The sequence below is a fragment of the Fluviirhizobium alvei genome (genome assembly GCF_030551875.1).
Lineage (GTDB): Bacteria > Pseudomonadota > Alphaproteobacteria > Rhizobiales > Rhizobiaceae > Rhizobium_E > Rhizobium_E alvei.
The window spans coordinates 86,824-108,528 of sequence record NZ_JAUOZU010000014.1 but is presented as its reverse complement, the minus strand read 5'-3'; the positions used below and the strand labels follow the sequence as shown (position 1 = coordinate 108,528).

The window sequence follows — 21,705 nt, the reverse complement described above, 5'->3', positions numbered from 1 at the left end:
TCAGGCTCCTTTGGTCTCGGCCTTTTCCAGCACATTCAGAAGGAAGGTGCGGAGTTCGCTATCGAGGTTGGTGCGTTTTTCGATGCTTGTCTTGAGATGGATGGCGGCGGCGGCTTCGACCTTGCGGATCATGTCGACGGCCACCGCCAGGTTTTCGCCGGCGCAGATGACGCCGTGGCTCGCCAGAAGGTAGGCGTAGATATCGGCTTTCAGCGATTTTGCGAACAGTTTGGCCAGCATGCCGGTGCCGGACGGTCGGTAGCCGACCAGGGCCACATGGGCACCGAGTGCGCTGAAATCGCTTCCGGTCGGCCATGGCAACTGTTCGTGCAGCAGCGCCACGGCACTCGCAATCGGCTGGTGGGTATGGATGCTGGCGCGGCGGGTCGGGTGCTTGCGCAGCATTGCGGCATGCAAACTGCGCTCGATCGTCGGCACCGTCGTGCCTTCGACAACCTCCATCGTGTCCAGCGACAGCAACGGCACATCCTCGGCCGTCATCGTGTAATAATCGGTCGCTGAAGGGGTCACCGCCATCAACCTGTCATCGACGCGCAGGCCGATATTGCCGCCGGTGCCGGCAACATAGCCGTTGTCGGCAAGATAACGGCAGGTCTCGACGATTTCCTGTCGCGCTTCCTTAAACCTGACCATGTGCCCTGCCTTTCGAGCCGTTGAGTTTGCGGTAAAGCGGTGCCAGCCGCTTGTGCAATTCCTTGAAGACGCCGAAACGCTCGTCGTAGAGGCCGCGATTGGCGCGGTTCGGCTCATAGACACGGTCGATCGTCACGAGCGCCGGCACATCCTCGAGCCGCATCAGGCCGAGCCCGACCGCACCGATGAAGGCAGCGCCGCGGGCATTGGCCTTGACCGGATCCTCGGGCTGGCGGATCCGCACATTCAGCACATCGGCAAAGATCTGGCACCAGGAATTCGACATGGCACCGCCGCCGATTAGCGTCAGTTCCTCGACCGGGCGGCCCATGAAACGCCCGACGGGGGTCATCATCCAGCGCGTGTTGAGCGCCACGCCTTCGAAAACCGCCCGCACCAGGGTTTCGCGGTTATGTTCCATGCTGAGATTGATGATGCCGGCCCGGAGCGACGGATCATCGACGGGCGAACGTTCGCCGAACAGCCAGGGCAGATAGACCGCACCCTCAGCACCTGCCGGCACACGGGCGGCAATCTCATCGAGAACCCGGTAGGTGTCGACCGATGGTTCGGCGTCGATCAAGCCGTCCTTGTGAAAGACGATCCGGTCCTTGAGAAAGGCGATATTGGCGGCGCCGCTCGATTGCATCGCCATCATCAGGTAGCGGGTATCGGAGGCGCAGGGTAGCGATGCGATCTGGTTGAAGACGTTGACCTTCTTGAAGGGCACATGGGCGGCGATCCAAGAGGAGGAGCCCATATAGAGATGGGTGTCATAATCGGCACAGGTGCCGGCCCCGATCGCTGCTGCGGTATTGTCGATTGCGCCCGCCACCACCGGCGTTCTGGCGGAAAGACCGAGGCTCTCGGCGACTGCGGGCAGGAGCGTACCGATCACATCGGTGCAGCGCACGAGATCGGGAAACTTGTCGCGGTCGATGCCGCTGGTTGCAATCAGGCCGCTATCGTAGCGGATATGGGCAGGGTCGCGATTGTCCGTTACCCAGGAGGTGAGGATCGAATCCTGCGTGGCGCAGAAGCGGCCGGTGAGGCGCAGGTTGAAATAATCGAGCACATTGAGGAATTTGTGGGTGCGCTTGTAGATTTCGGGAAACGCGTTGCGGATCAGCAGCATATGGCCGGCAGGGTCCTTGCCGGACAGGGCCGGTGCGCCACCGCAGAGCCTGAGCCATTTCTGCAGTTTCACCGCGTCATAGCCTGCGACCTTCAGCGAACCGCGCATCTGTTGTTTCAGGTGGCGCGCGCCGCGCATGTCGAGCCAGATGACGGCATTCATCAGCGGTTTGCCATCGCGGTCGACCGCAATGGTGCCTTCGCCCTGCGTCGAGCAGCAGATGGCGACAATCCTCTCGCGCGGGACGAGCTCAAGCGCCAGAACCTGCCGGGCAGCGGCAATGAAGGCGGCCCACCAATCATCCGGCCTTTGTTCGGCGCCGATCGCATCCACCACCATCATCTGTACGGGTTCGAAGGCCCAGCCAACCACCTGGCCACGCGTCGAAACCAAACCGACCTTGCAGCCGCTGGTGCCGAGATCGACCGCCAGAATGTATTGGTTCGCTTTTGCCGTGGGCGTCATGGCCTCTTCCCCTTGCGGCCTTTGCTCCTTGCCGCTTGCATAGAAGATAACGGCAACCGGCCGGACCACGAAAGCGGTTGAGCTGACCTATTGAGGGTCTATTCCGGCCAAATTGCTGACAGGTCACTGCGCATTGCCCCGGGCGTCGTGCCGGTCCAGCGCCGGAAGGCACGGCGAAAATTATGGGGGTCCGTAAAGCCGACGGCGTGGGCGATCTGCTCGATCGACATATGCGGATTGGCCAGCAGCTCCAGCGCCCGGTTCTTGCGCAGGCCGTCGATCAGGCTTTGGAAGGACACATTGTTTTCCGCCAGCCGGCGCCGCAGCGTCCGCTCGCTCATGCCGAGCGCGCGCGCGACCTTGCCGATCGTCGCGCTGTCCTGCAGCGTCTGGCGGAGCACCCGTTCGACGGATTCGGTGATTTCGGTCGCCTCGCGGGTGCGGGCGCGATTGTAGGCCATGAATTCCGTGAGTTGACGGTGCGAGAAGGCGTCAGCCGTGGCCAGCGGCCTGGTATAGTCGGCCGGATCGGACAGAAAGGCATTCTCGACCTGGCCGAACCGCACCTCGCAGCCGAAAACCCGTCGATAGACATCGGCATGTTTCGGCGCCGGATAGGCGAGGTCGACGCGGATCGGCCGGAATTCGGGTCCGATCAGCTCGATGCCGATCCGCATGAAGCTTGCGAAGGCCTCCTCGACCAGGAAGGCATAGATGTCGGGATCGTGGAAACGGCTTGCCGCTGTCACCACAAGACCTTCGTCCGAAGCGCGCATGTCGAATTCGAGCATGCTGCCGGTATCCTTTTGCAGCTCTATGCCCAACCGCACCGCGTCACCCACCGTTGGCGCCGTCAGCATGGCATAACCGACGAGGCCGACCGAAGTGACCTTCTCGCGGATGCCGGTTTCGAGCCCGAGCGCGCGGTCACCGGCCATCTGCATGGCCCGGACGATCATTTCCCGGCCCTGCCGGAAGGAGACGCGGCAGGTCGGATCATCGAGATCGTGCAGGCTCAAACCCAGCCCGACGAACAGACGCGATGGATCGAGGCCGAAATCCGTCAGGGCCGCGATCAGGCTTCGAATGAGAAGGGCCGGGATATTGGCGGTGACATAGCGTGCATCGACTGGCTTCATGGCTTTCCTTTAAGCCCATCGGGTCAGGTTCAGGCCGGAGACGGCAACAATATGGCCGCAAAAGACCCTTATCAGATGGAAGGGCACCTGTCGTGCGAAAGCGCAATGAGCGCGGCGCCACGATGACGACCTATCCGATGGCAAGGACAGTGAGCCGGTGCTAGAGTGGTCAAAGCATGGCGAAAGGTGAGGAGGACCCGATGGACGAACCGGATCGTTGGAGACATATGCGCAGCGCGCCAAAGGATGGCACGCGTATCCTGATCACCATTCATCCTTCGGAACAGGGGCCGGCGGCCGTCGATCTGGCCTATTGGTCCAATGGCGATCTTCATGGCGGCGAAGGATGGCGCGCAGCCGATTCCTCGCCGGGCTGCATCGTTCAATATGCCGAACCCGAACTCAAATGCTGGATGCCGCTGCCGACCGCAGCTTTCGGGCGCCCCGCGATGCCGGCGCCCTGGCAGGGCAAGGATGCGCCGGAGCTGGACGGATCGGGGATCTGATCCCGCCAGACTTCGTGTGAAAGCAGTTCCTTAGCCGCAAGGCCGTTGCGGCTAAGGTCAGTTTATTGGATCTCGTTTCAGGAGATCAGAGGAAATAGCGCTGCCATTCGAAATCGGTGATCCGCTGGGTCTTCCAGGTCTCGTAGGCGGCGACCTCGTTGAACCGGCTTGCGGCATAGTGGTCGCGGAATTCCTTTCCGAAGGCTTCGGCGCAGAATTTCGACGAGGCAAACGCTTCCGTGGCATCCGTCAGGTTCGATTGCAGCCGCACCGCACTGCCATCCGGTGCCAAACCGGCGTCGGCTGCCCGCGGTACGAGCCCCTTTTCGATCCCTTCGGCGCCGGCGGCGATCATGGCAGCCACGGTGAGATAAGGATTGACATCGGCGCCCGGCACCCGGTTTTCGAACCGGCAGGCAGACGGTGTCGGCGTGGTGATGGTGCGAATGGCAGCCGTTCGGTTCTCGTAACCCCAGCTGACATCTTCCGGCGACCAGGCGCCACGATCAAGCCGGCGATAGGAATTGATCGTCGGACGGAAGAACACATGCGTTTCGGCCAGCCGATTGAGCATGCCGGCAAGAAATTGCTGGCCGACTTGCGAGAGCGCGTTGGTGCCGGCTGCCAGAACCGGCTTGTCATCCTGCCAGAGGCTCAGGTGATGGTGTGCCCCGCAGGCGCTTTCCTTGCCCGGCGGCTGGAAACGGGCCATGAAGGTGGCGACAAGGCCACGTTCGGCGCAGAGTTCGCGCAGATGCAGCTTGGCGCGCACGGCATCGTCGGCGGCTTCCACGGCGTCCTTCGGCGTCAGCGCGAATTCATACATGCCGTGGCCATATTCGGTGACGAAGGAGGCAACGCCGATCCCGAGCGATTCCATCCGCTTCATGAATTCCAGCACCAGATCCTGATAGTCGCCGGTGCGGGCGATGTCATAGTTGACGAGCGACTGGCCCCAGGGCTTGAGTTCGCGGAAGCGACCCTGCTGCATCAGTTCCTCATCGGCATGGAAGATGCCGAATTCGTATTCGAGCGCCACTTTTGCCGTATAGCCGAGCGATCGCAGCCGGGCATCGACCTTGGAGAGCACATAGCGCGGGTCGACAAGGCAGGGCGAACCGTCGAGCATGTAGCCGGTGGAGATGACCGAGGCCATCTCCGGCCGCCAGCCATGTTGGCGCACGGAGGCCGGATCGGCCACGCACTGGATGTTGGGGAAACCGTTGTCACCCGATGCCATGTAGGATTCGAAGGCGGTATCGCCGATCGGCTGGCCGTCCCCATGCGATACACAATAGAGAATGCCGTTGAGGGCGTCGCCGCTGGCAGACAGCTTGAAGGGCGAGATCTTGGTGCGCAGCGTGCCGGCCATGTCGACCATATGGCTCTGGATATAGCGGACGCCAGCGGCCTTCAGGCGCTGGTATTCGGCTTCGTATGACGGTGCGTAGGCTGCCGCCTGTTCGACGAAGTTCATTTTTGGTCTCCTGTCGTGGATATGTCTGTCTTGCGCTTGCCGAGCCCGACGGCAAGCGCCTCGTCGAGTTCATAGCGGCTACTCAGTCCCTGTGGCCGCAGGATCATGCAGAATACGATCACGGCGCCAAGGGCCACGCCCGAAAGGCCGAGCATTTCGGGCAGATGGATCGGGCCGAGATCGACGCCGGATTCAATCGAGCGGATGAGTTCCAGGCTGATCGAGAGGATGAGGGTGCCGATGACCGCACCGGTCACGGTTCCCAGACCGCCGAGGATCAGCATGGCGAGCGTCATCAGCACCTGCTGGAAATAGAAGAGGCGCGGGCTGATCGTGCCGGTGAAGCTGGCATAGAGCACGCCGGCGAGGCCGCAGACGAGTGCGGAAAGCAGCCAGGCCTTGCGGCGGAGCGCACGCGCATCGATGGCCAGTGCTTCGGCTGCGCGAGGATTGTCGGCGGTTGCGCGCAACTGCATTCCGCTCGGGCTCTCGCGGAACAGCCGCGCAATGAGGATGGTGAAGACAGCAAAGGCAATCAGCGCCGGCAGGCTGACGGTTTTGGGAATGCCGAAGAATGCCTGGTTGCCCTTGAACAGGGCCGGCCATTGCAGAAACACCGAATGGCAGATGATGAGCAGCGCAAGCGTAACGATAGTGGTCGCTTCGCCCGAAAGCCGCGAAATGATTCGACCGGTGAAAACCGCAATCACCGCAACGACCGCAAGCGCGATCACAGCCGCCAGCGCCGGATGAAGCTCGACCTGGGCAAGTCCGAAGGGCGCGTTGGGAATCGAGAGCTTTTTCATCATCACCGGGGTGGCGAGGATTGCCATCCCATAGGCGCCGAGGCCGACGAAGACGCTGTGGCCGAAATTGGCAAGGCCCGAATTGCCCATGAAGATCTGCAGCCCGACGACAATGATGAGGTTGAGCACCGCAGCGGCAGCGAGGTTCTGGTAATAGTTGGGGGCAAAGAGCATCATGCCGACGCCGATGAGGATCACGGGAACAGCCGTGACGGCTCCACCCTTGAGCGCGCGTCGCACCCAGCCAAAATCGGAGCTGCCAGTCTTGGTCTTGGACATGTCAGAATTCCTTGTCGCCGAGTTCGCGCCGCGATCCGAGCAGACCTTCCGGGCGGTAAACGAGAATCGCGATGACGATGGCATAGGTCAGGGCATCCTTGAGGCCACCATATTCCTGCGGAAGCGCCACCAGCAGGCCGACCTCGATGAAGCCGAGCAGCATGCCGCCGACGGCGGCGCCGGCCAGCGATCCGAAGCCGCCGATGACGCAGGCAACGAAGGGCTTGAGCACCAGGACGAAGCCCATGTCGGGAGCGACACCGCCGCGACGCGCCAGGATGAAGACGGTCGCCACGCCGGCAAGGATGCCCGAAATCGCAAAGGCAATCGCGATGACCCGGTTCGCCCGAATGCCCATCAGGCGCACGGTGGCGAAATCGCGCGAGGCGGCGCGCATGGCGATGCCGAGATTGGAGTGATTGAGAAAGAGAACGAGTGCGCCGATGCAGAGGATGGCGGCGACAAGTTCGAGGATCTGCAACGAGGAGACCGCGTAGGGACCGAGATACCAGGTGGTGCTGAGACCATTGAGAAGCGGCATGGCTTGCGGCCTTGCCGAGACCATAAGCTGCAGCAGGTTCTGCATCATGATGCTGACGCCAAAGGCGGTTAGCATCCCGGTCGTCGCCGGCGCGTTGCGCACCGGACGGAACGCGACACGTTCGAGGATGACGGAGATGACACCTGCCGCAACGATCGGCACGAGAACGGCGATCCACGGCGAGGTGAAGCCGAGCGACATGGCAAGCAGAACCGCATAGCCCGCTGTGCTAATGACTTCGCCATGGGCGAAATTCATGAGCCGCATGATCGAGTAGATGACGGCGAGGCCAAGCGCGAGAAGCGCATATTCGGCACCGAAAGCCACGGCGTTGACAAACTGCTGGACGAAATACTCCACCGCTCAGCCTCCCACATAGACGGACATGAGATCGGTCCCTTCAAGATCGGCCGGCGTGCCGACAAACCGCACTTCGCCGGTCGATAGAATATAGACGCGATCGGCAAACCGCATGGCCTGGGCGGCATTCTGCTCGACGACGAGCAGGGTGAGGCCGCTCGCCTTCAGTTCGCCGATGAAATCGAAAATCTTGGTCACGATCAGTGGCGCCAGACCAAGAGACGGCTCGTCGAGAAGCAGAAGGCGTGGTCGCGACATCAGCGCCCGGGCGATCGCCAGCATCTGCTGCTCGCCGCCGGAGAGCGTGCCGGCGGGCTGGGCGAACCGTTCGCGCAGCACCGGAAACATGTCGAGGAAACGTTCGGTATCGTCGCGGACGCCGGCGCGGTCCCGTCTGAGCGCCGCGCCCATGCGGAAGTTCTCGCCAACGGTGAGGTTGGCGAAAACGCGACGGCCTTCCGGCGAGATCGCCAGTCCCTTCGCAATGCGGGATTCCGCGGGCAGCATGCTGATATCGGTGCCGCCGAGCAGGACCCGGCCCTTTGAGGGAACCAGACCGGTGATCGCGCCGATGGTCGAGGATTTTCCGGCGCCGTTCGGTCCGAGGAGGGCAACGAGTTCTCCCTCCCCGACCGTCAGGTCGAGGGACCGTACCGCCTGTACGGCCCCGTAAGACACCTGGAGCTTCTCCAAGCTCAGCATGCTGGGCATGGGCTTACTGCCAGGCCGGAACGAAGGATGGCATCTCGTTGGAGATGACCATGCGCTTGCCGTCCTTGAAGCCGATCACCGGAACGGCCTTGACCGGATAGCCACCATGTTCCGCATAGGAGGCGATCGGTGCAGTAACAGCCGGGTTGCCGCCTTCGGCTCGGAGCGCTTCCAGGATCGCCTTGGCATCGGTCGAACCGGCCTTGACGGCGGCGGCATGGGTTTCGCGGACCATATCGGCGCCCAGCGCATCGAAAATGCCCTGAACCTTGAAGCCGGCCTTGCGGCAATCATCAAGGAACTTGTCGATATCCGAACCGACACCGGTAGCGCCGTGGGTGGCAAACATCACCTTGTCGAGGGCGGCTGCATCGCCGACGGCGCCTTCGAGCGACGGATCGTCAAAACCGTCGGAGCCGACGATAAAGCCCGTAAAGCCGTTCGAACGCAGCTGGCGGATGAGGATGCCGACATCCGGAAGCATCGAGGAGATGTGAATGACGTCGGGCGCCGGGTTCATGCCCTTGATCTGGGCGATCTGCGGCGACCAGTCAGTGACGCCGAACGAATAATTGAGCGTACCGACCACCTTGCCGCCATGATGCTCGAAAGCTTCGCCGAACCAGACCGGCAGCTTTTCCGACCAGGAACCATTGTCGGCAGAGACAAGCAGCAGCGCATTGCGGCCGCCGGCCTTGTAGACGGCTTCAGCCGTGGCCGCACCATTGACCGGATCGGGAACCGCACCGGCGACGAAATTCGTGAGACCCGTGACCTGCATTTCGACCTGGGTGTTCGGCGCCGAGAAAACGATCGCGCCATAGGGCTCGGCGGCCTGGGCAATCGGAATGAGGGAATCGGGGAAGGGAATGCCGGTCACGACCTGCACGCCTTCATCGAGGAACTTCTGGGCCAGGGTCACCGACAGCGGCGGATCGGAGCGGGAATCTTCCACGAGCAACGTCATTTTCGGGCCAACGCCGGCCGCATTGAGGCGGGCCGCTTCGCAACGGGCGCCCTCGACTTCGACATAGGGGGCAAAGGCGCCGGTGAGCGACGCGGCCATGCCGATCTTGACTTCGTCGGCAGATGCCAGGGCCGGCAGCCCAAGCGCGGCCGTTACGGCAAGGCTTATCCCGGTTGTCTTGATGCGCATAAGTTACCCTCCAATTTGCCTAGGTTCTTCAGTTGACACTGGTTGTGACCGGCGCGCTGGCGCCGACATAGACTTCAATGACGCGGGGATCGGACCAGACGGTTTCGGGAGCGCCACTCGCGATCAGGCTGCCCTGATCGAAAACGAAAAGACGCTTGCAGATCCGGTTGATGAAATGCAGGTCATGGTCGATCACCAGAATACCGGTTCCCATCGTGTGCCGCACCCCATCAATGACGGTGCCGAGGCGCGATGTTTCCTCGTCGTTGAGACCGGCTGCCGGTTCATCGAGCATGAGAAAATCCGGAACGGTGGCCATCGCGCGGGCGATCTCGAGCCAGCGCTGGCTGCCATAGGGCAACTCGCTGGCGAGGGCGCCGGCAACGGAAGTCAGGCCAAATGTCGCAAGCAGGCTGTCCGGATCGACGCGCGCCGCCTTCTGCGGGTTCAGTTGCCGGCAGCGGGAATGGGCGACCTCGACATTCTGTCGAACCGTCATGCTGCCGAAGACGCGCAGGTTCTGGAATGTTCGGGCGATGCCGGCAGCGGAAATCGCGCGCGCATCGAGACCGGTAATCTCCCGCGCGCCGAGTTTCACCGTACCGCGGTCGGGGCGCAGAAAACCGGTCACGACATTGACGAGGGTCGATTTGCCGGCGCCGTTCGGACCGATCAGGCCAACGATCTCGCCGGGTGCGCAGTCGAGGCTGGCGTCAGAAAGAGCGCGAACGCCTCCAAAGGATTTTCCGATTGCCGTGACGGCCAACATGAGCAAGTCCCCCTGGTCCGATGCGATGTCGGACCGTGTTATGGGGAAAGGTTATGTGCCGAAACGCCGCATGACAATAGAAAATTTTCGATTTTAGAAAAAAATAACTCCTGAGGAAATTTTCGCGACAAAACAGTCAGAGATTGCGCCGGTCGGGGAGGGCGCCGGAACGCCTCTGGCGCCAATCCAGACGCAGTCCGATCGGTCGGACGAGCGGCCGAATTGCCGAGTGGCTCAGGCAGGTCGCCGTGCCCGGCGCGGGCCAGCGGGTCTGACGGGCGCAAGTTCAGGCAGGTCGGGGATCGGGTTGCGCATCATGGTGTTGGACATGAAAAGCCGTGTCGGCTCTTCGCTGTGGCACACATAGGCATGTTCCATTTCACCATCGAAGAGGATGCTGTCGCCCGGAGCCATGATGAGCGGCTCATAGTGGCGGCTGTGCAATTCGAGGATGCCGGACAGGACCTGGATGAATTCCTCGCCCGAATGCCGTCGCCAGCCGCCGGTTTCCTCGATCGTGCGGCCGGAGATGGTGACATTCCAGAAGATGTTGCTCTTGTCGCGGAAATCGCTGCAGAGAACCTCGAAAATCACGCCTTCGGTCTGATGCTGGGTACCGGTACCGGCGCGCGTGATCGAGCGCCGGCCGAGAGGCATCTGGCGCGGAGCCGCCAGCAGTGAGGTGACGGGCACGCGCAGGACACCGGCGATCTTGAGTGCGACATCGACGGAAATGCGCTGCTTTCCATTCTCCAATTTGGAAAGTTGGGAAACTGTCAGGCCAGACCGTTCCCCCAGTTCGCGCAGGGTCAGTTTCAACTGCTTACGTGTCTGACGGATCGTCTCGCCAAGCTCGTTGGTCATACCTGCCCCGATCACCCTCTTGAAGTCGCTGATTTCATCGGCAAAGCCGGCCCATGCAATCTGTCATGCTGCTATGCAAAATCCCATTCCGACTGACGGCGTAACACAGCGTTCAGGGTTTCGTCCAGCAAGGCAATCGCCCGATCCGAAGTTTCCGGATTGGAAAAAAGGCCGTTGTTCACCTCGACATAGAAATAGGGGAGCCCGTGATCGGCCGCGTGGGTTTTGAGACTGCGCGCCCCCACCTTGCGCAGATCGTAGGGAGCATTGTCGCCGGGTCGCAAATCGAACAGGGGCGCAAGGCGCATCAGTTCTTCAAGAGCGATCCTGACGAAGGCGTTGTCCTCATCCCAAAGAAGCCCGACATCGACGGTGCGCAATTCCCCGGCCATCACGGGGGTAAAGCTGTGAACCGATATGACAGCCCGAGCATTGCCGCGTGCCGTTTCGATCGCCGCGCGGACGGGTAGAACTGCCAGCGCTTCCCGGCGCTCACGATCCTCGGCCTCGATGGAAAGATTGCCTGGCACCGGAATGCCGCCGAGATCGGGGCGGATATAGTCCCAATCATCGGCGAAGCGATTGTAATCGAGGAAGATGCGGGAATAGCGCGCCAGCACGCCGCGGGCATTTTGCGATTGTGCGAGCCGGCGGGTCACGAGGGCCGCGCCGGGGTCGTAGGCATAGTGGGTGGACAGGAAGGCCGGATCGAGGCCGAGACCGTCCCAACCGGGCGGGATCTCGGCGCCGGCATGTTCGCAGACGAGAAGGAACGGGCTCGTTCCCTCCGGCGTCAAAAGTTCCACGGCGCCGCTCGAGGGCGCCGTGAGAGAGGATCTGTCCGCCATGATCAGCCGATCTTCCGGCGAATGTGGAAGGCCTTGGGTGCCGTGGTTTCCACCAGTCCGACACGACCGTTCGTGCGGCCGAGGCCCGAATTCTTGATGCCGCCCCAGGGCAGATAGAGGTCGGCATGGTCGCAGCGGTTGAGATAGACCGTGCCGGCTTCCACCTCATCGAGCAGATCCAGCCCCTTGTCGATATCCTGGGTCCAGATGCTGGCCGAGAGGCCGAAAGTGCTGTCGTTCATGAGCGCAATGGCTTCGGCATCGCCATCGACGCCCTGGATGCAGGCAACCGGTCCGAACAGTTCGTCGCGCATGATCGACATCGAATGGTCGACATCCACAAGCACTTGGGCGGGAACGTAGGTGGCGCCGAGACTGGTCTCGCTACCATGCAGGAGGCGTGCACCACCGGCGACCGCGCTGGCGACCTGTCCCCGGATGCGGTCAGCGGCAATCGCCGTCACCACCGGGCCAATCATCGCCTTGTCGTTGATCGGATGACCGATCGTCCATTTCTTGGCCTCCTCGACAAGCGCCTCATTGAAGCGGCCGAGAACGCTGCGATCGACATAGATGCGCTCCACCGAGCAGCAGCTCTGGCCGGCATTGGAGAAGCAGCCTTCGGCAATATCGGGGATCAGCGCTTCGATATCAGCATCGGCACGAATATAGGCCGGATCCTTGCCGCCGAGTTCGAGATGAACCTGCGTCATGGTTCCGCCGGCTGCGGCATGCACCCGCTTTCCGCCATTGACCGAACCGATGAAATTGACGGCATCGAACGTGCCGGCCGCAATCAGCCGTTCCGCATCGGGGTGGCTGAGATGCAGCGTCTGGAACACGCCGTCCGGTCCGCCCGCTGCCTTCCATGCTTCGATTGCAATTTCGGCGATCAAAGGTGTCTGCGGCGAATGTTTGAGAATGACGACATTGCCGGAAATCAGCGGCTGGCTGACGAGATAGCCCAGCATGGCGGTCGGGTAGTTCCAGGCGCAGATCGACAGGTGCAGGCCGCCCGGGACGGCGCGGGTGAAGCGGCGGATATTGTCATCGCTCTCGAAATCGCGATCGCCGAGGGCTGTAGCTGCATCCTTGGCCAGGAGTTCGCCAACGAGCGCCAGACGGCCGGTTTCATCTGCCTGCCAGCGCGGCCGGCCGATTTCCCAGGAGACGGCATCGGCAAGCTGGTCGGCGCGGCGTTTCATTTCTTCGCCGAAGGCGGCAACGAGGGCTGCGCGCTCGGCGACGGGAACCCGGCGCCAGCGCGATACGGCGGCACGGGCGGCTTCGACCGTCCGGGTGATCTCGGCGGCCCCGGCATAGGGGCGCGTCAGATAGACCGAGCCATCGATCGGCGAAACAACATTGAAGGTGGATTGCGACATGGGTTCCCTTTCTGAATTTCGAATATGGAGACCAAGCTACATAATTTTTCGATTCTAGCAACTTTTTTCCAAATGGGCTTGATGGCCGTGAAAATCGCATTAAGCTGGCAGCCATTGGAGACTCTGTCTGGCAGGAAGGACGACTATGATCACCTATGACTTCACAGGACGCCACGCGGTTGTGACCGGGGCAGGCGGCGGGATGGGCGAAGCGATCGCCAGCAAGCTGCTGGCCGCCGGCGCCACCGTCACTGCGCTCGACATCAAGCCGATGCCGGAAACGCTCTCGGCAGCGGGCGACCGGCTCGACTATTACCAGGGCGATCTCGCCGATGCCGCGTTCATCGCTTCTGCAATCGAAGCAGCTGGCGCCAAGCGCGGCAGCATCGACTATCTCGTCAATGTCGCCGGCGTGCTCTGGTTCGGGCGCGACAAGTCCGTGCTCGAGATGGACATGGATGTCTGGGACCAGGTCTTCGACATCAATCTCAAGGCCATGGCATTGACCGCGCGATCGGCGGTTCCCTTCATGCGCAAGACCGAGCGCGGCGGCGCAATGGTGCATTTCTCGACCATCCAGTGGTATCGCGGCGATCCCAAGCCGCAGGATGCCTATCAGGCCTCCAAGGCCGGCGTCTGCGCGCTGTCGAAATCGCTCGCCATGCAGCTTGCCGCCGAAGGCATCCGTTCGAATGCCATCTGCCCCGGCATGGCGCACACGCCGCTGCAGGCCCGTTGGGATGCCGATACGCTCAAGGCAATCGCCAACTATGCCCCGCTCGGCCGCGTCGGCACCGCTGACGACATGGCCAATGCGGCTCTCTTCCTGCTTTCGGATGCATCGAGCTACATCACCGGTGTCGAACTTGCCGTCGATGGCGGCCTGCTGATGCGGATGTAATCGATCCGGCATGACCTGACCATTCGCGCCCTTTGGGCGCGAATGGCGAAAGGGATGCAGCCTTTTTGGCCCTATCCCCAGGAGACGGATAGCTTTCGTTTGACGAGTCATCTACCATCTTTTCAATGGTTTATGAACTCGGCAAACTTCCGCTAAAAAGTCTTCTAGGGCCGGTTGCCGATGCGACCGCGCTCTGGGCCCGGCTTGACGAGCGGATCGCCCGCTCCCCGATCGGGCCGGGATGGATCGAACGGCTGCATTTTTCCGATGCCTGTGCGTCGCTGTGGATCGATGGCGAACTCGTCCATCTGGAAGATCTCGTTCTGCATGATGCGGAACATGACATCCGTACCCCCACCCATGAACTGACGATGGCGCGCGATGTTCTGAAAACACGCCGGCGCATTGCGCTGCAGCCAGCGGGCTGGGCGCTCAAGGCGGAGAATATCCGCAATCTCCAGGGCCTGGAGACATCCGCTCCCACCCCTCCCCAGAGTGATCGTGCCGAAGACAGCCAGGAAGCGCTGCAACCCGATGCCGCCGACGATGGCGAGGCGCCCGATCCGGGTGATCCCCTGGCCGCAGAACTGGCGGCGATCGATGCCCTCCTGATCCGGTCGGAAGCGGCGATTGCCGAGGCCAGGGCGCCTGACCGCCGCGACAGGCGCGATCGGGATCCGCTGGTTTACGATCTTGATTGGGATGAGGATGAGCGCATCGCCGAATGGCAGTCCGTGCTCAGGGAAACGGAGGGCCTGCCGCCGCTTCTGCGGGCGGTGCTCTGCCTCGATGCCTGGAACAGCCTGGAAGTGCTGCAGCATATGAACTGGCTTGGCCGGCTGCTGGCCGCTGCGATCCTGCGACAGGCAGGGATCACCACCGCGGGGCATCTTGCTGCGATCAATTACGGGCTGAAAGCGATTCCCGTCGATCGGCGGCGGCACCGCGATCGCAACATCCGCCTTCTCAGCCTGCTGGAAGGAATTTCGGCCGGTGCGGCGCAGGGGCTCAAGGATCACGATCGTCTGCTGCTCGCCCGTCAGGTGATGGAACGCAAACTCATCGATCGCCGGACATCATCCCGCCTGCCGCAATTGATTGATCTCGTCATTGCCCGCCCGCTTGTGTCGGCCAGCATGGTGGCTTCGACGCTGGATGTGACCCCGCAGGCGGCACGGCGCATCGTTGCCGAACTCGGTCTGCGGGAAATGACCGGGCGTGGCCGTTTCCGTGCCTGGGGCGTGCTCTGAAGGTCCGGCGCAAAACTGTCTGCCTTAGGGGCTGCAATGAGGGCTGGATCGTTGTGGCCTCTTCTCCCCAGCGGGGAGAAGGTGGCGCGTTAGCGCCGGATGAGGGGGCCGAAGCAACAGGTTCCAAAGGAGGGCTGGGCATATCCCCCTCATCTGTCCTTCGGACATCTTCTCCCCAAGGGGAGAAGAGCTTGCGCACCGTATGCTCCTGCCAAACCAGCCATCCCCCCAGGTTTGCAGCAGCTTGATCAATGATCCGAAGGTGTCGCCGGCGCGTATCCTTCAGGAAATCTGAAGCACTCATCTCCAGCCTGTCAGGACAACCGCCATGGCGGTCGAGCAATGCCGCAATCTGATCCTTGTCCTGGGCGACCAGCTGTCGCCTGCGCTTTCCAGTCTTGCAGGCTGTGACCCCGCTCGCGATATCGTGCTGATGTGTGAAGTGGCCGAGGAGACGGGCTATGTCCGTCACCACCAGAAGAAGCTCGTCCTCATCCTGTCGGCCATGCGCCATTTTGCCGAAGAGTTGCGCGCTCTCGGCCATCGGGTTTGCTATCGCCAGCTCGACGCGCCCGACAACCGGGGGTCCTTCACCGGCGAACTGATCCGGGCCGTCGAAGCGTTTGAGCCTGAGCGCATCATCGTCACGGAACCGGGCGAATATCGCGTGCTTGAAGCGATGCGGGAGTGGGCAACGCAAACCGGACGCCCGGTCGAGATCCGCCCCGACGACCGTTTCCTCTGCAGCCACGAGACGTTCCAGGTCTGGGCGACAGGCCGGCGGGAAATGGTGATGGAATTCTTCTATCGCGACATGCGGCGCAGAACCGGTCTCCTGATGGAGGGCGACAAGCCCGTCGGCGGTCGCTGGAATTTCGACAGTGAAAACCGCAAGCCAGCCAAACCCGATCTCTTCCGCCCGAAACGTCCGCGCTTTTCTCCTGATGCCATCACGCGCGCTGTCATGGATCTGGTCACGAACCGGTTCGGCGACCATATGGGGACGGTCGATGGCTTCTTCTTTCCGGTGACGCGGCAGCAGGCCGAAGAGGCCGCTGATCGATTCCTTGATGATTTCCTGCCGCATTTCGGAGACACGCAGGATGCAATGTTGAGAGGCGATCCGTTCCTCAATCATTCGCTCCTGTCCTTTTCGATCAATATCGGACTTCTCGAACCAATGGCGCTCTGTCGTGCCGCCGAACGCGCCTATCTTGAAGGACGGGCGCCGATCAATGCGGTCGAAGGGTTCATCCGCCAGATCATCGGTTGGCGGGAATATGTGCGCGGCATCTACTGGCTGCATATGCCGGATTATGTGTCGATGAATTTCCTAGCCGCCGGGCGGCCGCTGCCATCCTTCTTCTGGACCGGCGAGACGAACATGAACTGTCTCGCCACGGTGATCCGCGAAACGATCGACAATGCTTATGCGCACCACATCCAGCGACTGATGGTGACCGGAAATTTTGCCATGCTGGCCGGACTGGATCCGCATGCGCTGCATGAATGGTATCTCGAAGTCTATGCGGATGCGTTTGAATGGGTGGAAGTGCCGAATGTGATCGGCATGAGCCAGTTTGCCGATGGCGGCATCATGGGCAGCAAGCCCTATGCGGCGAGCGGCGCCTATATCTCGAAAATGTCCGACTATTGCGAGAGTTGCGCCTACGATGTCCGTCGGAAGACAGGCGAGGGCGCCTGTCCCTTCAACGCGCTCTATTGGGATTTCCTCGATCGCAACGCGGAAAAGCTCTCGCGCAACCATCGACTGGCGCAGCCTTACGCCGCGTGGCGGCGGATGGATGACAGCCAGCGTGACAGTTACCGCAGAAGCGCCCGTCTTTTTCTCGAACAGCTGGATGCCGGATCAGATGTTTGAAGGAGCATGAAATGCGAATGACATCCTTATCGCCCGGCTACCGGGCCATCGTGATCGGCGCCAGCGGCGGGATCGGTTCGGCAATCGCAGAGGCGCTCGCGGCCGACACCAACTGTGGCGAACTTATTCGCCTGTCGCGTCGCGACGATGGGCTTGATGTGACGGACGAGCTTTCTGTGGCTCAGGCTGCCGAAAGGCTTGAGGGCCCTTTCCAGCTCGTCTTTTGCGCGACCGGGGGCCTGACGATTGACGGGGTCGGGCCTGAAAAAGCGTTGCGGCAGATTTCTGCTGACGCGATGATGAAACAGTTCGCGCTCAATGCCGTGGGCACAGCGCTGGTTCTCAAGCATTTTTCGCCAAAGCTCGATCGGCGCAATCGCAGCCTGATGGGCTTTCTGTCCGCCCGCGTCGGCTCGATCGGCGACAACAGGCTCGGCGGCTGGATCTCCTACCGCGCCGCCAAGGCCGCCCTGAACCAGATCGTGCGCACCGCCGCGGTCGAACTTGCCCGCACGCATCCGGAAACCGTGCTGGCGGCGCTGCATCCCGGGACGGTGGCGACACCATTGACGGAAGGCTATGCCGCTGGCCATAGCCGCATGCCGCCTGCGGAGAGTGCCGAAGCGCTGCTTTCCGTGCTCGACGGTCTTAAAAGCGGTCTTTCGGGTGGCTTCTTTGCCTATGACGGCAGTGCGATTGAATGGTGATCGCCGGCTTCCGGTTCGGCCCGTCGGCGGGGACCAAGGTTGACCGCCTTCGATCGAGATGCGACATTCACCGCCGATGTTTACCGGCATGCCCAGATCCGAATCACCGATGACGCTGCTGTGGCTGCAGGCCGGCAGCTGTGGCGGTTGCACCATGTCCGTGCTCGACAATGGCGCGCAAGGCTGGGCGCGAGAACTCAAATCCTTCGGCATCGAGCTGCTCTGGCATCCGTCGCTCAGCGAGGAAAGTGGCACCGAAGCGATCGATATCCTGAAACGCGTCGAGGATGGCAGCACTCCGCTCGATTTCCTCTGTATCGAAGGCTCCGTCCTGCGGGGGCCCAATGGAAGCGGCCTCTTCAACCGGCTGGCCGGCACAGGCAGCACCATGCTGGATTGGGTCAGACGGCTTGCGCCGCGCGCGCATCACTGTCTGGCTGTCGGCACCTGCGCCTCCTATGGCGGCATTCATGCCATCGCGCCCGATCCGACCGAGGCTTCGGGACTGCAATATGAAGGCGGCGAGGCCGGCGGCGTGCTCGGGCAGGATTACCGCTCGCTGTCGGGTCTGCCGGTGATCAATATCGCCGGCTGCGCCCCGCATCCCGGCTGGATCATGGAAACGATCATCGCGCTCCAGATGGGCGATTTCGACGAACGCGATCTCGATCGTCTCGGCCGACCGAAATTCTATGCCAAGACGCTTGCCCATCACGGTTGCGAGCGCAACGAATATTACGAATTCAAGGCGAGTGCGGAAAAGTTTTCCGATCTTGGCTGCATGATGGAGCATCTCGGCTGCAAGGCGACCCAGGCTGCAGGCGACTGCAACCAGCGCGGCTGGAACGGTGGCGGTTCCTGCACCCATGGCGGCTTTTCCTGCATTGCCTGCACCGAACCCGGTTTTGAAGGTGCGACGGATTTTCTCAAGACGGCCAAGGTCGGTGGCATTCCGGTCGGCCTGCCGCGCGACATGCCCAAGGCCTGGTTCGTGGCGCTCGCAGCCTTGTCCAAGTCCGCCACGCCGGAACGGGTGCGCGAAAATGCGACGTCAGATCGTGTCGTCCTCGGATCGCCGCGCAACAAGGGTCCGAACGAATGAACCGCGTCATTGCCGGCCCCTTCAACCGCGTCGAAGGCGACCTCGAAGTCAGCCTTGATATTGAGGATGGCATCATCGAGCGCGCCGAGGTGACGACGACGCTCTATCGTGGATTCGAGCAGATGCTGGCCGGTCGGCCGGGGCTGGATGCGCTGGTCATCGCCCCGCGCATCTGCGGCATCTGTTCGGTGTCGCAATCGATTGCTGCGGCCAGCGCCTTGCGCAATCTCGCCGGTGGTCGCGCCGCACCCAATGGTTATATCGCGGCCAATCTCGCCCACGCGGCGGAAAACATTGCCGATCACCTCACCCACTTCTATCTCTTCTTCATGCCGGATTTCGCTCGCGACGAATATCGCGGCCGATCATGGTTCGATGGCGTCGTTTCGCGCTTCAAGGCGGTGAGTGGCGGCGGTTCTGCCCAGTTCCTGCCAATGCGCAAGCGGCTCCTGGAGGTCATGGGCGTGATTGCCGGCAAATGGCCGCATTCGCTGGCTTTCCAGCCCGGCGGTACCACGCGCGCCATCGATGTCGGCGAGCGGGTGCAGCTCTTGACCCTGCTTGGTGAGTTTCAGGTCTTTCTCGAACAGGCGCTCTACGGCGCATCTCTCGATACGATCCTGTCACTCGAGACCGAGGAGGAACTGACGGCCTATGCGGAAGCCGGCACAGCCGATTTCTGCCAGTTCCTGCGGCTTGCCGATGATCTCTCGCTCGCCGAACTGGGCAAGGGGCCGGGCCGACTCTTGTCCTTCGGCGCCTATCATACGGCCGATGGTTCGCTGTTGCCATCCGGTGTCTTTCTTGCCGATGGCACGCTCACGGCACTTGATGTCGGCGGCATTTCCGAAGATGTTGCCCATTCCTGGTTTCTGCCATCTGGCGACCGCCCCTGGAATTCCGAAACGGTTCCGAGTGCCGAAAAGGAGCGCGCCTATTCCTGGGCAAAGGCGCCGCGGCTCGGCAAGATGCCGGCCGAAGCCGGTGCCGTTGCACGTCTTGCCGTGGCCGGCCATCCGCTGATCCGTGCCCTGATTGCGCGGACCGGAGCGACCTCGGTCAGAACCCGCATCGTCGCGCGGCTGATCGAGACGGCCCTTCTGGTTCATTCCATGCGCGGTTGGCTGCGCGAGCTGCGGCTGAAAGATGAGTTCTGCCGCCATTTCGCGCTGCCGGACACGGCAACAGGGTCAGGATTGGTGGAAGCCGCCCGCGGTGCGCTCGGCCATTGGGTCAGCATCCGCGACGACCGGATCGAGCGTTACCAGATCATCGCACCGACGACCTGGAACTTCTCCCCGCGCGATGCCGATGGCGTGCCGGGACCGCTCGAAAGCGCGCTGGCCGGGCTCGACACCGGTGGACTCGGAGCAAAATCTGCCGCGCTGCAGCATGTGATCCGCTCCTTCGATCCCTGCATGGTCTGCACTGCTCACTGAACCGGATGGCAGGCGATAAGCCGGTTTTCACCGCTGCAAGGCTTCTTTCCGCCCAAGCTTCCGACCGGCTCTGTCCCTTGTTTTGTCATATTCGAAAATAGCTATAAATTTCAAAGAAATAAAAGGAAACTCCACAGCCTGATCGCTCTTGGCCCGCTTCTTGCAAACCCTCCTCCTACAACGCCCGGGTGTCATTCGGGCGACATGTTGGGGATGGATTGCTGGAGGACCATATGGCAACTGCTGAAACCTTCTATGACGTCATTCGCCGCCAGGGGATTACCCGGCGCAGTTTCACGAAATTCTGCAGCCTGACTGCGGCAAGCCTCGGCTTTGGCCCCGGTGCGGCGACGGCCATGGCGCAGGCGCTGGAAACCAACGAGCGGGTGCCGGTCATCTGGATGCACGGGCTTGAATGCACCTGCTGTTCGGAAAGCTTCATCCGCTCGGCGCATCCGCTTGTGAAGGATGTGGTTCTGTCGATGATCTCGCTCGATTACGACGACACAATCATGGCGGCAGCCGGCCATCAGGCCGAGGCGATCCTTGAAGAGACCAAGCAGAAGTACAAGGGCAAATATATCCTCGCCGTCGAGGGCAATCCGCCGCTCAACGAGGATGGCATGTTCTGCATCGACGGCGGCAAGCCGTTCGTCGAGAAGCTGAAATGGATGGCCGAGGACGCGATGGCGGTCATCGCGTGGGGCGCCTGTGCTTCCTGGGGCTGCGTGCAGGCCGCCAAGCCCAACCCGACCCAGGCGACGCCCATCGACAAGGTCATTCTCGACAAGCCGATCATCAAGGTCCCGGGCTGTCCGCCCATCGCGGAGGTGATGACCGGCGTCGTCACCTTCATCACCACCTTCGGCAAACTGCCCGAACTCGACCGCCAGGGCCGGCCGAAGATGTTCTATTCGCAGCGCATCCACGACAAGTGCTACCGCCGGCCGCATTTCGATGCCGGCCAGTTCGTCGAGGAATGGGACGACGAGGGCGCACGCAAGGGCTACTGTCTCTACAAGATGGGCTGCAAGGGCCCGACCACCTACAATGCCTGTTCCACCGTGCGCTGGAACGAGGGCGTGTCCTTCCCGATCCAGTCGGGCCATGGCTGCATCGGCTGCTCGGAAGACGGTTTCTGGGACAAGGGCAGCTTCTATGATCGGCTGACCACCATCAACCAGTTCGGCATCGAAGCAAACGCCGACAAGATCGGCATGACGGCAGCCGGCGTCGTCGGCGGCGCCATCGCTGCGCATGCGGCCGTGACCGCTGTCAAACGCGTGACCAGCAAGCGCGAAAAAGCCGACGCATAAGAGATTTGGGTAG

General features: G+C 62.0%; 20 protein-coding genes. 8 read left to right on the top strand and 12 right to left on the bottom strand.

Features of this window, described 5'->3' with window-relative positions; genetic code table 11:
• From Q4481_RS18685 to Q4481_RS18675, 3 genes are all read right to left on the bottom strand, one after another.
• On the bottom strand, positions 1–654 hold the full coding sequence (locus Q4481_RS18685) for a class II aldolase/adducin family protein (RefSeq protein WP_304377919.1): 654 nt from the start codon (positions 652–654) through the stop codon (positions 1–3).
• Positions 641–2,254: a xylulokinase gene (locus Q4481_RS18680; protein WP_304377918.1), complete on the bottom strand. Its 1,614-nt coding sequence runs from the start codon at positions 2,252–2,254 to the stop codon at positions 641–643. The genes Q4481_RS18685 and Q4481_RS18680 overlap by 14 nt, the downstream gene beginning before the upstream one ends.
• Before the next feature lie 98 nt (positions 2,255–2,352).
• The gene (locus Q4481_RS18675; protein WP_304377917.1) at positions 2,353–3,393 is read right to left on the bottom strand and encodes an AraC family transcriptional regulator; all 1,041 of its coding nucleotides are present in this window, start codon (positions 3,391–3,393) and stop codon (positions 2,353–2,355) included.
• 200 nt (positions 3,394–3,593) lie between these two features.
• Between Q4481_RS18675 and Q4481_RS18670 the strand changes: the two genes are divergently transcribed.
• Positions 3,594–3,899: a hypothetical protein gene (locus Q4481_RS18670; RefSeq protein WP_304377916.1), complete on the top strand. Its 306-nt coding sequence runs from the start codon at positions 3,594–3,596 to the stop codon at positions 3,897–3,899.
• Positions 3,900–3,984: 85 nt separating this feature from the next.
• On the opposite strand, the gene Q4481_RS18665 is transcribed toward Q4481_RS18670, so the two are convergent.
• From Q4481_RS18665 to Q4481_RS18625, 9 genes are all read right to left on the bottom strand, one after another.
• Entirely contained in the window at positions 3,985–5,376 is a 1,392-nt protein-coding gene (locus tag Q4481_RS18665) for a glutamine synthetase family protein (RefSeq protein ID WP_304377915.1), read from the bottom strand.
• Positions 5,373–6,461, bottom strand: a complete 1,089-nt coding sequence (locus Q4481_RS18660; protein WP_304377914.1) for a branched-chain amino acid ABC transporter permease — start codon at positions 6,459–6,461, stop codon at positions 5,373–5,375. Before Q4481_RS18660 ends, Q4481_RS18665 begins: the two co-directional genes overlap by 4 nt.
• Before the next feature lies 1 nt (position 6,462).
• Positions 6,463–7,362 carry a branched-chain amino acid ABC transporter permease gene (locus Q4481_RS18655; RefSeq protein ID WP_304377913.1) on the bottom strand — a complete coding sequence of 300 codons (900 nt, stop codon included), beginning with the start codon at positions 7,360–7,362 and terminating at the stop codon, positions 6,463–6,465.
• A gap of 3 nt (positions 7,363–7,365) precedes the next feature.
• The gene (locus Q4481_RS18650) at positions 7,366–8,064 is read right to left on the bottom strand and encodes an ABC transporter ATP-binding protein (RefSeq protein WP_304377966.1); all 699 of its coding nucleotides are present in this window, start codon (positions 8,062–8,064) and stop codon (positions 7,366–7,368) included.
• A 13-nt stretch (positions 8,065–8,077) separates the two neighbouring features.
• The gene (locus Q4481_RS18645) at positions 8,078–9,229 is read right to left on the bottom strand and encodes an ABC transporter substrate-binding protein (protein WP_304377912.1); all 1,152 of its coding nucleotides are present in this window, start codon (positions 9,227–9,229) and stop codon (positions 8,078–8,080) included.
• Positions 9,230–9,257: 28 nt separating this feature from the next.
• Positions 9,258–9,998, bottom strand: coding sequence for an ABC transporter ATP-binding protein (locus Q4481_RS18640; protein ID WP_304377911.1), 741 nt, complete (start codon positions 9,996–9,998; stop codon positions 9,258–9,260).
• Positions 9,999–10,232: 234 nt separating this feature from the next.
• A complete protein-coding gene (locus tag Q4481_RS18635) occupies positions 10,233–10,862 on the bottom strand; it encodes a helix-turn-helix domain-containing protein (protein WP_304377910.1) in 630 nt (209 codons plus the stop codon).
• A gap of 71 nt (positions 10,863–10,933) precedes the next feature.
• Positions 10,934–11,710 carry an N-formylglutamate amidohydrolase gene (locus Q4481_RS18630; protein ID WP_304377909.1) on the bottom strand — a complete coding sequence of 259 codons (777 nt, stop codon included), beginning with the start codon at positions 11,708–11,710 and terminating at the stop codon, positions 10,934–10,936.
• Positions 11,711–11,712: 2 nt separating this feature from the next.
• On the bottom strand, positions 11,713–13,095 hold the full coding sequence (locus tag Q4481_RS18625; protein WP_304377908.1) for an aldehyde dehydrogenase family protein: 1,383 nt from the start codon (positions 13,093–13,095) through the stop codon (positions 11,713–11,715).
• A gap of 145 nt (positions 13,096–13,240) precedes the next feature.
• On the opposite strand from Q4481_RS18625, the gene Q4481_RS18620 reads away from it, so the two are divergent.
• From Q4481_RS18620 to Q4481_RS18590, 7 genes are all read left to right on the top strand, one after another.
• Positions 13,241–13,996 (top strand): SDR family NAD(P)-dependent oxidoreductase, encoded by a 756-nt coding sequence (locus Q4481_RS18620; RefSeq protein WP_304377907.1) that lies wholly within the window; start codon positions 13,241–13,243, stop codon positions 13,994–13,996.
• Positions 13,997–14,112: 116 nt separating this feature from the next.
• Positions 14,113–15,246: an RHE_PE00001 family protein gene (locus tag Q4481_RS18615; protein WP_304377965.1), complete on the top strand. Its 1,134-nt coding sequence runs from the start codon at positions 14,113–14,115 to the stop codon at positions 15,244–15,246.
• A 328-nt stretch (positions 15,247–15,574) separates the two neighbouring features.
• On the top strand, positions 15,575–17,128 hold the full coding sequence (locus Q4481_RS18610; protein ID WP_304377906.1) for a cryptochrome/photolyase family protein: 1,554 nt from the start codon (positions 15,575–15,577) through the stop codon (positions 17,126–17,128).
• 17 nt (positions 17,129–17,145) lie between these two features.
• Positions 17,146–17,835 carry an SDR family NAD(P)-dependent oxidoreductase gene (locus Q4481_RS18605; protein WP_304377964.1) on the top strand — a complete coding sequence of 230 codons (690 nt, stop codon included), beginning with the start codon at positions 17,146–17,148 and terminating at the stop codon, positions 17,833–17,835.
• Between the two features lie 88 nt (positions 17,836–17,923).
• On the top strand, positions 17,924–18,937 hold the full coding sequence (locus Q4481_RS18600) for an NADH-quinone oxidoreductase subunit B family protein (protein WP_304377905.1): 1,014 nt from the start codon (positions 17,924–17,926) through the stop codon (positions 18,935–18,937).
• Entirely contained in the window at positions 18,934–20,376 is a 1,443-nt protein-coding gene (locus tag Q4481_RS18595) for a nickel-dependent hydrogenase large subunit (RefSeq protein WP_304377904.1), read from the top strand. The genes Q4481_RS18600 and Q4481_RS18595 overlap by 4 nt, the downstream gene beginning before the upstream one ends.
• Before the next feature lie 233 nt (positions 20,377–20,609).
• Complete coding sequence (locus Q4481_RS18590) at positions 20,610–21,692, top strand: hydrogenase small subunit (protein ID WP_304377903.1); 1,083 nt, start codon at positions 20,610–20,612, stop codon at positions 21,690–21,692.
• The last annotated feature ends 13 nt before the right edge of the window (positions 21,693–21,705 follow it).

Excerpts from the sequence above, each read along its gene's own strand:
- Q4481_RS18670 (WP_304377916.1), top strand. The coding sequence starts at position 3,594 with ATGGACGAACCGGATCGTTGGAGACATATGCGCAGCGCGCCAAAGGAT.
- Q4481_RS18685 (WP_304377919.1), bottom strand. The coding sequence starts at position 654 with ATGGTCAGGTTTAAGGAAGCGCGACAGGAAATCGTCGAGACCTGCCGT.
- Q4481_RS18625 (WP_304377908.1), bottom strand. The coding sequence starts at position 13,095 with ATGTCGCAATCCACCTTCAATGTTGTTTCGCCGATCGATGGCTCGGTC.
- Q4481_RS18665 (WP_304377915.1), bottom strand. The coding sequence starts at position 5,376 with ATGAACTTCGTCGAACAGGCGGCAGCCTACGCACCGTCATACGAAGCC.
- Q4481_RS18610 (WP_304377906.1), top strand. The coding sequence starts at position 15,575 with ATGGCGGTCGAGCAATGCCGCAATCTGATCCTTGTCCTGGGCGACCAG.
- Q4481_RS18600 (WP_304377905.1), top strand. The coding sequence starts at position 17,924 with ATGCCCAGATCCGAATCACCGATGACGCTGCTGTGGCTGCAGGCCGGC.
- Q4481_RS18660 (WP_304377914.1), bottom strand. The coding sequence starts at position 6,461 with ATGTCCAAGACCAAGACTGGCAGCTCCGATTTTGGCTGGGTGCGACGC.
- Q4481_RS18640 (WP_304377911.1), bottom strand. The coding sequence starts at position 9,998 with ATGTTGGCCGTCACGGCAATCGGAAAATCCTTTGGAGGCGTTCGCGCT.
- Q4481_RS18645 (WP_304377912.1), bottom strand. The coding sequence starts at position 9,229 with ATGCGCATCAAGACAACCGGGATAAGCCTTGCCGTAACGGCCGCGCTT.
- Q4481_RS18675 (WP_304377917.1), bottom strand. The coding sequence starts at position 3,393 with ATGAAGCCAGTCGATGCACGCTATGTCACCGCCAATATCCCGGCCCTT.
- Q4481_RS18590 (WP_304377903.1), top strand. The coding sequence starts at position 20,610 with ATGGCAACTGCTGAAACCTTCTATGACGTCATTCGCCGCCAGGGGATT.
- Q4481_RS18605 (WP_304377964.1), top strand. The coding sequence starts at position 17,146 with ATGACATCCTTATCGCCCGGCTACCGGGCCATCGTGATCGGCGCCAGC.
- Q4481_RS18680 (WP_304377918.1), bottom strand. The coding sequence starts at position 2,254 with ATGACGCCCACGGCAAAAGCGAACCAATACATTCTGGCGGTCGATCTC.
- Q4481_RS18595 (WP_304377904.1), top strand. The coding sequence starts at position 18,934 with ATGAACCGCGTCATTGCCGGCCCCTTCAACCGCGTCGAAGGCGACCTC.
- Q4481_RS18620 (WP_304377907.1), top strand. The coding sequence starts at position 13,241 with ATGATCACCTATGACTTCACAGGACGCCACGCGGTTGTGACCGGGGCA.
- Q4481_RS18650 (WP_304377966.1), bottom strand. The coding sequence starts at position 8,064 with ATGCTGAGCTTGGAGAAGCTCCAGGTGTCTTACGGGGCCGTACAGGCG.
- Q4481_RS18630 (WP_304377909.1), bottom strand. The coding sequence starts at position 11,710 with ATGGCGGACAGATCCTCTCTCACGGCGCCCTCGAGCGGCGCCGTGGAA.
- Q4481_RS18635 (WP_304377910.1), bottom strand. The coding sequence starts at position 10,862 with ATGACCAACGAGCTTGGCGAGACGATCCGTCAGACACGTAAGCAGTTG.